Genomic DNA, 12,836 nt, shown 5'->3' with positions numbered 1-12,836 from the left:
CACTTGACCAAAGCGTATTTGGTGAACCTGCGTATCCAACCATTGAAAGTAAAGCCGCGCATCTGCTTTATTTTATGGTCAAAAACCATCCGTTTACCGATGGCAATAAACGTAGCGGCGCTTTTCTGTTTGTGGACTTCTTGCATCGTAATAAGCGCTTGCTAAATAGCCAAGGTGAGATTGTGATTAATAACACAGGGCTTGCAGCGCTGACCTTACTTGTGGCTGAGTCAAATCCTGACCAAAAAGAGATATTGATTAAGCTTATTATGAATATGTTGTCTTTGGAGTAGGCAATAGTCACATTTGGAAGTATTCATTTAAGTAACTAGTATTCAGGTGATCTATAAGGTACTAAAAATATTGGCTAGATTGAAAGCATAAATAAAAACCATGCGTTTAATGATGGCAATAAACGCTCGTCAATCGCTTTGGGCGCATACTTTTTAGAGTTAAATGGCTTTGATTGTTTTGTGCGCCATTTTGTTTTAGAGATGGAGAATATCGCCGTTTGGGTCGCCGATAATGTCATTGATAAAGACCTATTGCCTAACCTGATTTATTCTATTTTGTATGTAGATGACTATTCGGAGTCTTTGAAATTAGAATTGTTTAGGGCGATTCAGGGTTTGCAGGAGGGTTTTGATTAGCTATTTCCTGCTTTTTGCTATTATCTGAACGATTAAGTAAGGCAATGCTTAAGGTTTGATGCGTCATTGACTGGACCTTATGGCAGAGAAAGGATAAAGCAAAGTACTGTTTTGACCTCACTACCACTATAATTTAAGAGTACTAATAAAAGCTATTTATACAGCTTAAACTTAAAAATCCTCGCTTAAAGCGAGGACTAAGTCAGTAAATAATATTCATAGTGTAAGACGATTACACTTTATCTTTCAAGCTGATTTCTTTTAAGTATTGGTTATTTTTGAAGAATACCATGATGACTTCACAATAAACACGTACTGAAATTGCACCAAAGATTAAGAAAAATAGTCCGCCAAAGAAACTTGCACCACCATGACCAGAGAACATTAAAACTATGCTTGTGATGAGAACGGCAAATAAACATAACCAGTAGATGATAGTAATTATTTTTGGAGTAATGAGGGTATTAAAGTTGAAAATTGAGTTCATTGTCAGCTTTTCCTAAGATTAAATGTAATTTAAGTCAGTACATTACAGTATTATAGTTAAATAAATTAATTTAAATAAACTTAATAATTAACTTAGTATATTTAATACTCTACAAAATTACAATAGACTTACAATTAAATAATTGTTCTTAATATAAACCATCCCCTAAACCCTAGCAAGAATCTCAAGCCCAATCGTCATACCCAATCGCAATAATCAACAGCACCGCAACCAGCAACACCGCACCGAGCGCAAAGCTACCCCAAGGGATATTAAAGCTTAGATTAAACGACTGGGTAATCAGTTTATCCTGAATTCAGGTTAGATATAGTTATTCAAATATAGTCACTCAAACATAGTGGCTTAGATGTAGTTATTTGGATTCAGTTAAGGCGTTCGATAAGGTAAGGCTTTATTCGAAACAGTGGTTTGAAGTTATCATCTGCCGAAAAGTCAAACTGATACGACCCTCTTGCACTGTCTTGGTTTTCGTCACGGTATGTTTCCAATACTGCTGAGTGTCGCCTCTCATGATGATTAACTGCCCTGATTCAAGATGAAGCTCAACTTTTTGTTGGACATTTTTGTGTTTCAATACAAACTTGCGAGTGGCACCGAGTGATAACGATGCGATGATTGGCTGTGGACCTAGTTCTGGTTCATCATCAGCATGGTAACCTAGACCCTCATCACCACTAGGATAATAATTTAAAAGGCAGCTGTTAAAGTCAACATTCACCTTATTTTCATACAGCTTTTTTTCAATCAACTGTTTCACGTGAAACACTGCTTCATGCCAAGGTTGGATGCTACGGGTATGACCAGAGTAGGTGTAGGCCAATAAGTCTTTATTATCACTGTTTCCCATCCACACAATTTTACGTGTGGTGATATGAGTTTTCCCAAATAAGGTCACTTTATCTGATTGCCAAGGCAATTGTTTCAATAATTGCTGATACAAGTCACGGTCGTTATGCAGCACCATGCCATAGTCGTTCACAATACCATCGAAGGGTAATAGATTGTCTGAAGGATGCGGCGCAAACAAGTCCATATCAATGGGTTCCAAAATAAATAACGCTACTTAATACGTGATTGCTCAAAGTTAAAAATAACTTCAGCACATGCTTTAGGCGCTTCAATCGGCAATAAGTGTCCATAATCTGATAAAACGATTCTATTTTGGATAGGTACCACACCTTTCCAGCTTTGGCGTACTTTTTCGCTATTGAATATAGAAGGCTTGGCCAGAATCAAATAATAAGGCACTTTTTTCTTATTCAATTTTTTAAGAGCAGGGGTGATGTAAGGAGTCGCAAAATAGCTGGCAAGCTCTTGTTTTGGTGTGAACAATAGACTATAACCTTCTACGCTATTTTGTTTGGCAACTAAACTGTTTTGGGCAAAAATCTTTAAATTAGGATCACTAATACGTTTGAAGGCTCGGTTTTGACGTAAGTTGTCATAATAAGCTTCCACACTATCCCAGTCTGCAGGTTTCACACGCGTACTTTTGAACGGCTCTTTAGTCAATAGAAATAAGCGTGGAATACGATTGAATACTAAAGACTGCTTTTTGGTAAATGTTACAGGATCAATCAAATACAGCGCAGAAAATAAATCAGGACGTTTGGCTGCTGCCATCGCGGTGGCTGTTGCGCCTTGTGAGTGACCAACGCCAATCACAGGTTTATCTTGCGTCTTTTCTAAAAACTCAATGAGGTGGTCTGCATCTTGTTCACGCGTCAACACTTGAGACTCAGGTAAGTCAAACCAATAGCCTTGCATCGCTAAGCTGATAACATCAAATTGCTGACTAAGCTCAGTGAGCAATGGCTCATAAACGCCAACGGGGAAACCATTCCCCCCATAAAAATGCACGACAGGTTTTGAATGAGTTGAATCAACATTGATTCGCTCAAAGAGGTCATAATATCGAGCCTGTTTGCCAGCCAACTCTATCGACTTTTCAAACGGTTGCAAACGATTGACAACAATTCCATTCATACCTTGTTCCTATGACGATTTTGCCTAAATAGTGGGTTATCTTGTTGGGCGATTCAAAAGTATCGAGCAGAATGCTTTAAAGCATAAGCCAATGATGCGCTGATTTGTGAGTGTTTAAGGGGCACCGATACTGAGGCCATGCTTTTTGTGGTTGTTCAACTTATTCATCATCGCCCAAGAAGCCGCCACTTTGACGTTGCCACAGTCCTGCATACACGCCTTGTTTTTCAATAAGTTCATCATGCGAGCCTTGCTCAATAATTCGCCCTTTATCCATCACCACTAGTCGATCAAGTGCGGCAATCGTTGAGAGTCGATGCGCAATAGCGATTACGGTCTTGCCGGTCATCATGCTGTTCAAGCTCTCCGTAATGGCGTGCTCTACCTCAGAGTCGAGCGCACTGGTGGCCTCATCGAGTAGTAAAATCGGCGCGTTTTTTAGCATCACCCGAGCAATGGCAATACGTTGGCGCTGACCGCCAGAGAGCTTAACCCCACGCTCCCCAACTTGGGTATCAAGCCCCTTGTTGCCCTTCGCATCATGTAGCTCTTGAATAAAGCCCCAAGCTTGAGCCTCTTTACAAGCCGCGATAATCTCTTCATCAGTAGCTGTAGGTCGACCATAAGCGATGTTTTCTCGTACAGTGCGATGTAGCAATGACGTGTCTTGGGTCACCATGCCAATTTGCTGACGTAGGCTTTCTTGAGTCACTTCATCAATGGCTTGACCATCAATAGTAATCTTACCGGAGTCGACATCATAAAAGCGCAATAGCAGATTGACCAATGTCGATTTACCCGCGCCTGATCGTCCGACCAGCCCAATCTTCTCACCTGGTTTGATGTCTAAATTAAAGTTATCCAGCAATTTGACATAATTAGGATTGGATGACGGATTGGATGACGGATTCGATGATGGATTGTTTGCCAAAGTGTCAATGTTGAGCGCGTCTTCTGGTGCATCGTCGGCAGTAGCGACTTTTATGCCGGTTACTGCTTTACCCTTGCCCTCATAACCGAAGTCAACGTTTTTGAATGTAATATGACCTTGAGTGACCACCATGGGTTTGGCATTGGGAGCGTCCACGACTTTTTGCGGTGCTGACAAGGTACGGATACCATCTTGCACAGTACCGATACTTTCAAACAAACTTGCCATCTGCCACATAATCCAGTGGGTCATACTGTTCAGACGAAGCGCAATCGCCGTTGCCATCGCAAGCGCACCGACCCCAACATCACCACGTTCCCATAAATACAGCCCAATGGCAGCCGTACTACCAATTAAGGACACACTAACTAAATGGTTAACAAGTTCAAGTCCTGTTACCCAGCGCATCTGACCATGAACCGTTTGCAAAAACTGCTTCATCGCCGTCTTGGCATAGCTCAATTCGCGCCGTGAATGGCTAAACAGCTTCACCGTCATGATATTAGCATAGGCATCAGTAATACGCCCTGTCATTAAGGCACGCGCGTTGGCCTGCGTGCTGGCAGTTTGTCTAAGCTTTGGCAAGAAGTACCACAATGTCAGACCAAACATCACCAGCCAAATGGCAAAGGGTATCAATAATAAACTATCAAGCTTGAATAAAATCACGCCACTGGTCACAAAGAACACCAACACATAAATCATCATATCGACGACTGTGATTACCGTATCACGCACCGCGAGCGCCGTTTGCATCACTTTGGCAGATACTCGGCCTGAGAATTCATTTTGATAAAATTCCATCGATTGACCTAGCATACGCTTATGGAACCGCCAGCGCATCTGCATTGGAAATACGCCTTGGATGACCTGAAAGTGCACCAATGAGGCCAGTGCTACCCAGATCGGGCTAAGTATCAGCACCGCAAACATCATTTGCAAAGTGCCTCTTTTCTCAGCCCACAACGTCGAGGGCGTATACATGCCCATCCAATCCACAAGATCGCCAATCCAAGCGTATAACAGTGCTTCATACACCCCAATACCAGCGGTGAATATCATAAATAGCACCAACCATTTGCGCATGCCATAAGTACACGCCCATAAGAACTTTAACAAGCCATCTTTGGGGAGTGTGATTTTATTTTCGGGAAAGGCGGTAAGTCGAGTTTCAAAGAAATTTAAAAGCTTATTCATATAGATTATCCACCAAAGCGCTATGCAATACGCTGTACCGCAGTCAAATAGCCGGTGCCAAATACAGTTAAATGATTTAAATACTGTTAAAGTTCCATGCCCTCTATAAACCTATGTGCAATTTTAATAAATTTTACGTAATTTGCTTAAAAAATACCTTATATAAGCTGTAATATATTGTTACATTAAATCTTTGGATGATTCAGTCATGGGCTATCTTGTTATTGCTGTACTTTGTAGTGTCGCAGTCTCTGTATTATTAAAGATTTTACGTCAGCACAATGTTGATATTCGTCAAACTATATTGGCAGGCTATCCCGTTGCTTTTTTATTTACAGGACTACTGTTAAGGCCAAATCTTTCTGAGATAGGAGGGTTAGGCAATGCTTGGATTATTATACTGCTATTAGGTATCTTGCTGCCGTTGGTGTTTGTTATTTTAGGCCGCTCAATTGACTCAGTTGGCATCATTGCCACGGATGCTGCACAGCGATTGTCGCTAATTATTCCGATCGTAGCCGCTTTTGCGTTGTTTAACGAGACCTTAACCCTACAACGAACTTGGGGCATATTCCTTGGTTTCTTAGCGTTAGTGGCTTTGGTGTACCGCAAACCCGAGCCGGCTAGAGCGGGTCATTCTATTTATGCAGCGACAACTGCAAATACAAGTGACATGGGCAACAAAAGGTATTCAGTATTTAAAGTCCCGGTAGGCATGTGGCTCATGGGAGTATGGCTTGGATATGGGTTAATCGATATCTTATTTAAGCAAGTGGCCAAACAAGGCGCCGCTTTTCCCTTAACCTTATTTCTGGCATTTGCTTTGGCAGGCGGGTTGCTATTCATTTATTTGCTGGTTAATAAAACCCAGTGGAGTGGCAAGGCATTAGCCTCAGGTTTGCTATTAGGGGGGCTAAATATGGGCAATATTTACGCTTATATTAAAGCCCACCAGATGTTAGCTGACTCGCCAAGTGTGGTATTTACCGGTATGAACGTCGGGGTGATTGCTGTAGCGACTTTAGTCGGTATGTTTGCGTTTAAGGAGACATTGAGTAAGCTCAATCTGTTTGGAATTGTTTTGGCTATTGGCTGTGTTTGTGTGCTTTTTTTGAGTTGATTTATTTTCTAATATTTAGGGCGTGTGGAGCATTCGCAAATTAGCACTGCTGATAGCTAAAATCGTTCCAGACTAGGCGCAAACTGACGCTAATGTCTAGACCTTGGCTAGGTTTGTAACAACGTCTGGGGCGATTTTAGTATCAGCCCGAAGGGGCGGGACTCTTTTTTGCCAATATATGGCGAAATTTTCTAACTTAGAATGACTAAGCGTCAAAAATTTCACTGCATATTGACTAAAAAATAGTCTCCGCCAGTGCCATGGTCGAATGTTCCACACGCCCTAATGAGCTAGCTTATTACAATTAATTTTGAATAGGCAGCATTGAGGTGCACACTTTTCAATACTCAGTTAAAACTTCTCAATAAACTCACTAACCTGCTTACTCAAAATACCCCAGAGTTTTTCTTGAGCGGCTTGACTGCCCCAAGCATTGTGCGGACTGAATATCACTCGAGGGTGATTGTCTCGAGCCAAATTCAGTAAAGGATCCTCTTTTAAGACAGGCTCTTGTTCAAATACGTCGGTGGCATAGCCCATAACCTGCTCCTCTCGAACGGCATCAGCCATTGCTTGCGAATCCACTACACCGCCACGAGCAACGTTAACAACTAGGGGCTTTTTCTTCATTTTGGACAAAGTGTCTTTATTAATAAGATGTTTGGTTTTATCAGTAAGAGGCACATGCAAGCTGAGGAGGTCTGAGCTTTCAAGTACTGTCTCAAAGTCAGTATAATTGTCATTGCGTGGTACTTTACCTTGATGTTCCGCCCACAAGACTTTCATACCAAAAGCTTTAGCAATGTCAGTAACGCGCTTAGCAATGGTACCAACGCCAATAATACCTAACGTTTTATCTTCTAGGTCAATTAATGGCACATCCATCAAGCTAAACTTACCAGACGCTTCCCAGCTACCGTCAATAACTTTGTTATGATAATGCAGGGATGAGCGCATCGCCGCCAACATCAGCATTATGGTGTGCTCAGGGACACTTTTCACCGCATAACCTGCCACATTATAAAGCTCAACCTCATGATCTTTACAAGCTTCGCTATCAACATCATTGATACCAGTGGCGGTTAGCTGAATCAGTTTAAGGTTGGGTAGAGCTGCAATAACTTCAGCATTGATTTTTACTTTATTGGAAAAAATAATATCGGCATCTTTACAGCGTTCAATAATGAGCGCATCGTCCTGCTCGGTATCATCAAAAACCACATAATCGCTAACGCCTTTAGGCGCCGGCAACTCAACATCTTCTAAAAAAGTGCCTCTGTCCAGAAATACCGCTTTCATGGATTATTCCTTATTTTTATATTAACCATAGACTATCACTGTACTTTATAGTTGCAAAGAAAAAATAGTTGCAAAGAAAAATAGTTGTAAAGTAAACCTATAAACAACGGTATCAAAAGTTTATATAACAAGGCAAGCCTGCTAATGCTAACAGTATGGACCTTAGTTTCGCTCAGAATCAATCAATTTTTACGGACTTGTTGAGTTTGTACACATTTTGCACATATGTTGCATATGTTATATATGTAGCTCCATGTATACAGTGAAAATTGCTAAAATAAAAAATAATATCAACAGCTCGTGGTGTTTTTAATGATTGGGTATAGAATTTACGAACTTTGACCTCATTAACGTAGATAGTGCTAATAATCCTTTATAATAGGCAAAAGTTGACAATAGTTGATTCAGCTGATGCCTTTGTTTAATTAAGTGCTTTAAGTTCGATTTAACTAGTTGTTATTTTTATTATTAGGCGTCTGATTATTTAGAGCGCGTACTTGCAAGTTAAACCCTACATTTTAATAAAAGAATTGACTGATTTATGACAATAGCTGCTTTAATTCCCGAATTCGCCGTTGGTCAACGTTATTTATCTGACACTGAGGCCGAGCTCGGCTTAGGTGTGGTCATAGATCTCGATGACCGTTGTGTACATATCCTTTTTGCTCAAAGTGAAGAAACTCGGGTATATGCCAAAAACTCAGCACCTTTATCGCGAGTCACCTTTAAAGTAGGCGATGAAATTACCGACCAAGAAGGGAACACTCATTTAGTAAGCGGGCTTGAGGAAGTGATGGGTGTTATTAAATATCATGTGGAAGGTCATCCACGTGGAATAATGGAAACCCGTTTAGCAGCCAATATCACTTTAGCAAAACCATTAGAACGTTTGCTCGCAGGACGTGTTGAACGTGGCGATTGGTATGAATTGCGTCAAGACATTTTACGCATGCAATCTGCTTTGGCTGCGCATCCGTTAAAAGGTTTTATAGGCGCTCGTGTTGATATTATTCCTCACCAATTATATATCGCTCATGAAGTGGGCAAGCGTATAGCCCCTCGCGTGCTATTGGCCGATGAAGTGGGATTGGGTAAAACCATTGAAGCGGGTCTCATTATTCATCAGCAGCTACTAACAGGCAAGGCACAGCGCGTGCTTATTTTAGTGCCTGACAGCTTGCAGTATCAGTGGATGATTGAGATGCGCCGCCGTTTTAACCTAAATTTTGCCCTATTTGATCTGGTACGTACTGCGGCTATCAAAGAGCATAACCCTGAGCAAAACGTGTTTGCTACTGAGCAGTGTATTATTGCAAGTTTAGATCTATTGCTCGATCACCATGACTTATATGAGCAGGCGATTGAAGCCGGTTTTGATCTATTGGTAGTTGATGAGGCGCATCACTTACACTGGGATCCAGAGCAAGGGGGTAATGATAAGTATGAATTAGTGGCAGACTTCGCCCATGAAACCCCTGGCGTATTACTGTTAACCGCTACTCCAGAACAATTGGGAGTAGAAAGTCATTTTGCTCGCTTAAGACTACTTGATTCAGACCGTTTTGATGATTTAGATGACTTTATCGAAGGACAGGCTGCTTTTTCAGATACAGCAGCTGTGGCTGAAGTATTAATTGATCAAAAGCCATTGTCTGAGGGTCAAATCAAGGCATTGACTCATCTACTAGGCTTTCATGATCCAAATGAGCTGGACAATATTAATGAAGATGACAAATTGCGTACCTATGCGTTAAACCAATTGTTAGACCGTCATGGTACTGGACGAGTGTTGTTCCGCAATACACGCGATAGTGTCCAAGGCTTCCATGGTCGTGCCAGTCGTCCGCATCCTCTGCCTTGTCCAGACAGTTGGATAGGTAGCTATCAAACCTGTGGTAAATTGCGAGAACAGCTTTGGGGCGAAGAAAACCAACCTGATGGGAGCTGGCTTGAAGATGACCCCCGCGTGCCTTGGTTGATTAAACTCCTAAAAGAAGAGCTAAAACAGAAAAAAGTACTGCTGATAGCCCGAAGTGGGGCCACAGTTGAGAGTTTAGAGGCTGTATTAAGGTTACATGCTGGGATTAAAACAGCTATCTTTACTGAGCAGATGAGCCTATTAGAACGTGACCAAGCTGCCGCTTTCTTCTCAGAAGACTCTGGCGCCCAAATCCTATTGTGTTCAGAAATTGGTTCTGAAGGGCGTAATTTTCAATTTGCAAGCCACTTAGTATTATGGGATTTACCTGCCAATCCAGATACGCTTGAGCAGCGTATTGGTCGTCTAGACCGTATTGGACAAAATCATAAAATTACCTTGCACGTCCCTTACATTGAAGGTACAGCACAAGAGCGTATGTATCAGTGGTACCATGATGCGTTAAATATTTTCAATCATATTTCTCCGACTGCACAGACGGTACAAGAACAATTTATCGTTGATTTAAAACCGTTGCTTGAAGGTGAGAACTCTGAAGAAAATCGTGAGGCATTAAAAGAGCTTATTGAGGAAGCTGCTAGCGTTCGAGCAGCTTTAGAAGCAGAGTTACAGTCAGGTCGTGACCGTCTGCTTGAGTACAACTCTTGTCGTCCGCGTGTGGCCAGTCGTATTGCTGATGCCATGAGTGATTTTGATGCCAATAATTTGTTGCCATCTTTCTTAGATCGTTTCTTCTCCTCAGTGAACTTAGATCATAGTGTACAACGCGATGGCTCTTGGATCATTCATCCACCTGAAGCTGAGAATAGTCAGCATACAGATGTTGATAACCTACCTATCTCCGAAGACGGTATGACCATGACCTTTAAGCGTAGCCAAGCATTGATGCGCGAAGACATGGACTTCATTACCCATGAGCACCCACTGATGCTGGCCATTTATGACCTAGCGAATTCTGGTACTTTTGGCAATACCACAGTGGCGATGCTAAAGAGCAATACCATACCAGAGGGTATGTTGCTATTAGAAGTTAACTTTCGAGTAGCGACCATTGCCCCAAAAGTTCTAAATCTTGCTGCTACTTTACCTACTCAAAGCTTACGTGTGTTCTTAGGGGAGCAAGGCGGCGACTTATCAGACCGCATTACTGCCGAAATGATTGGACCACATATTGAACGTTTGGACAAAAACCGAGCACGTCAGGTAGTTAAGGTACGTAACCAAGTTATTGAGTCACGTTACTACGATGCCGAGGCGATTGCTCAAGGCAAACTTGAAAGTATTAGCGCCCAAGCTTTGGCGCGCTTTAGTCAAGTTTGGGAGCGTGAAATTAGTCGCTTAAAACAATTACAACAGGTTAACCCCAACGTCCGTGACGAAGAGATTGAGCGTTTACAGTCTCTGAAAACTCAAGGCGAACAAGCGTTAAATAATCTGTCATTGGTTCCAGATAGTATCCGTGTGTTAGTGGCCATTAAGCCTTAGACCTATAAAGCTATAAAACATTATGCTAAATTTATAGACTTAAAAAAGCCCTCTTTGATTCAAGGAGGGCTTTTAGTTTTTTGGGTTATACGGTACTCTAAACCTATATAAATAATTACTTTAAATAAGGGGATAGCCATGACCCCAGCCATTGATTTAGCCAAAAAATTAAAACTAGACTACCAAATCCACGAATACGACCATGATCCCAGTACAGAGTCGTATGGTATCGAGGCTGCAGATAAACTAGGGATTGAGGCAGCTTATGTATTTAAAACCTTGGTGGTTGAAACCGATACCAATAAACTTGCTGTAGCTATCCTGCCTGTGAGTAACACCTTAAATTTTAAGAAGATGGCCAAAGCTTTGGGCTGTAAAAAAGTTCAAATGGCAGATCCAAAAGTGGTCGAGCGTAGTAGTGGTTACGTGCTCGGAGGGGTGAGCCCCTTAGGTCAAAAGAAGCGACTTACAACCATTATTCACCAGTCAGCAGAAGCATTGACAACGGTTTATGTTAGTGGCGGTCGCCGCGGGTTAGAAATTGAGTTGCCACCGCAGCAATTGGCCAAAACCTTATCCGCAAAATTTATAGACATAATTGACTAGTTATTTATTAACTGGTAAAGCCAGATAATTTAATCCATCATGAGTACCTACTATGCCACATGTTATCGTTCAAGCCACCCCTAATGTCATTATCAAAAACCGAGAAAGCCTACTAAAAAAACTCAATAACACTTTGTGGCAAACAGGACACTTTGGCTCACCAGAGGCCCTTAAAGCCAGAATGCTCGATGTTGAAAATTTTTTAGTGGGTACTGAGGACGATCAGCAAACCGAGGGATTTGTGTATGTGCAATTAAGACTAATGCCAGGACGAAGTCAGCAAATTCGAAATGAATTGTCTGAAAAGCTGTTGCATTGTCTACAGCAAGAGTTACTTAGCTTACAATCCGGAAGGGTTAAAGTACAGTATTGCGTTGAGGTAATTGAACTTAGCGAGGCATACCAAAAAGTTAGAGTGTAACCATTCAAGCCTACTGCACCTATAGCTAAACGAGCGGATATATATTTATAACATTGAAAAAACTTGCTTACGTCATGACGTTTAAACTAGCTTACGTCTGTTTCATTATTTGCATAGATCTTCACTTGCGTATTTCGGCAAAATTACCACTTCTGCTACATAGCCTGCCGCTTTACCATTGGTAGCCATTAAGTTGCGTGAAATACGCAGCTTATAGTTGCCGGTTTCAGGTAGACAGCCTTGATAGACAATGCCACCTTTCCCACCAGATTCTTTGCCAGACGGCATCTGTAAAACACCCACATTTGCAAACTCTGTTGCCCCTATTTTAGGTGTCATATTAATAATGGCATACTGACCCTTCTCAGCATTTAGATTGTAAGATATAGAGTTTAACCCATGTGATAGGGTACCTTGTACGCTAGTAGCTATACTATTCTTAGCAAATATCACATCATTGGTAGCTGGCATTGCTAGGCTTAATTGACTAGCACTTATCATACCCAGTATGAATAGCTTATTGGCTAAAACATAATTGAAATTTATTAAGTTAAATAACATAGCTACCCTTGTTTGTTATTATTAATTTTAATGAGTTTAAGATTCTAAAACTAAAATTATATCGAATAGATATTAAACACATAAGTAATTGAACAAAATTAAATACCTACGCTTTAAAAGTAGAAAAATTTAT

Annotated in this window: 12 protein-coding genes; 6 read left to right on the top strand and 6 right to left on the bottom strand. The window is 41.3% G+C overall.

Annotated features, from left to right (window positions below; all coding sequences use genetic code 11):
* Together QZ265_RS06390 and QZ265_RS10940 are read left to right on the top strand one after the other, a co-directional pair.
* On the top strand, positions 1-293 hold a 293-nt coding region (locus tag QZ265_RS06390), incomplete at its 5' end, for a Fic family protein (RefSeq protein WP_296404521.1).
* A 78-nt stretch (positions 294-371) separates the two neighbouring features.
* A complete protein-coding gene (locus QZ265_RS10940) occupies positions 372-650 on the top strand; it encodes a Fic family protein (RefSeq protein WP_366513665.1) in 279 nt (92 codons plus the stop codon).
* A 232-nt stretch (positions 651-882) separates the two neighbouring features.
* On the opposite strand, the gene QZ265_RS06380 is transcribed toward QZ265_RS10940, so the two are convergent.
* The 4 genes from QZ265_RS06380 to QZ265_RS06365 form a co-directional block, all read right to left on the bottom strand.
* Positions 883-1,137: a DUF4282 domain-containing protein gene (locus QZ265_RS06380; RefSeq protein WP_296404517.1), complete on the bottom strand. Its 255-nt coding sequence runs from the start codon at positions 1,135-1,137 to the stop codon at positions 883-885.
* A 412-nt stretch (positions 1,138-1,549) separates the two neighbouring features.
* Entirely contained in the window at positions 1,550-2,197 is a 648-nt protein-coding gene (locus QZ265_RS06375; RefSeq protein ID WP_296404523.1) for an alpha-ketoglutarate-dependent dioxygenase AlkB, read from the bottom strand.
* A 20-nt stretch (positions 2,198-2,217) separates the two neighbouring features.
* Positions 2,218-3,144: an alpha/beta hydrolase gene (locus QZ265_RS06370; RefSeq protein WP_296404515.1), complete on the bottom strand. Its 927-nt coding sequence runs from the start codon at positions 3,142-3,144 to the stop codon at positions 2,218-2,220.
* 160 nt (positions 3,145-3,304) lie between these two features.
* Positions 3,305-5,272 (bottom strand): ABC transporter ATP-binding protein, encoded by a 1,968-nt coding sequence (locus QZ265_RS06365; RefSeq protein ID WP_296404513.1) that lies wholly within the window; start codon positions 5,270-5,272, stop codon positions 3,305-3,307.
* Between the two features lie 208 nt (positions 5,273-5,480).
* Between QZ265_RS06365 and QZ265_RS06360 the strand changes: the two genes are divergently transcribed.
* Positions 5,481-6,392, top strand: coding sequence for an EamA/RhaT family transporter (locus tag QZ265_RS06360; RefSeq protein WP_296404511.1), 912 nt, complete (start codon positions 5,481-5,483; stop codon positions 6,390-6,392).
* A 351-nt stretch (positions 6,393-6,743) separates the two neighbouring features.
* Here QZ265_RS06360 and QZ265_RS06355 read toward each other — a convergent pair whose 3' ends face one another.
* Positions 6,744-7,691: a D-2-hydroxyacid dehydrogenase gene (locus QZ265_RS06355; RefSeq protein ID WP_296404508.1), complete on the bottom strand. Its 948-nt coding sequence runs from the start codon at positions 7,689-7,691 to the stop codon at positions 6,744-6,746.
* 541 nt (positions 7,692-8,232) lie between these two features.
* Between QZ265_RS06355 and rapA the strand changes: the two genes are divergently transcribed.
* From rapA to QZ265_RS06340, 3 genes are all read left to right on the top strand, one after another.
* Positions 8,233-11,115: an RNA polymerase-associated protein RapA gene (gene rapA, locus QZ265_RS06350; RefSeq protein ID WP_296404506.1), complete on the top strand. Its 2,883-nt coding sequence runs from the start codon at positions 8,233-8,235 to the stop codon at positions 11,113-11,115.
* A 138-nt stretch (positions 11,116-11,253) separates the two neighbouring features.
* Positions 11,254-11,721, top strand: coding sequence for a Cys-tRNA(Pro) deacylase (gene ybaK / locus QZ265_RS06345; RefSeq protein WP_296404505.1), 468 nt, complete (start codon positions 11,254-11,256; stop codon positions 11,719-11,721).
* A 52-nt stretch (positions 11,722-11,773) separates the two neighbouring features.
* Positions 11,774-12,142, top strand: a complete 369-nt coding sequence (locus QZ265_RS06340) for a 5-carboxymethyl-2-hydroxymuconate Delta-isomerase (protein ID WP_296404502.1) — start codon at positions 11,774-11,776, stop codon at positions 12,140-12,142.
* Between the two features lie 105 nt (positions 12,143-12,247).
* Here QZ265_RS06340 and QZ265_RS06335 read toward each other — a convergent pair whose 3' ends face one another.
* Entirely contained in the window at positions 12,248-12,613 is a 366-nt protein-coding gene (locus tag QZ265_RS06335) for a hypothetical protein (RefSeq protein WP_296404501.1), read from the bottom strand.
* Between the last annotated feature and the right edge of the window lie 223 nt (positions 12,614-12,836).

Origin of the sequence: Psychrobacter sp. (assembly GCF_018260395.1) — a bacterium.
Taxonomy (GTDB): Bacteria; Pseudomonadota; Gammaproteobacteria; order Pseudomonadales; family Moraxellaceae; genus Psychrobacter.
Note: the sequence above shows the minus strand (reverse complement) of the source record. Positions and strands in the feature narration are given on the sequence as shown.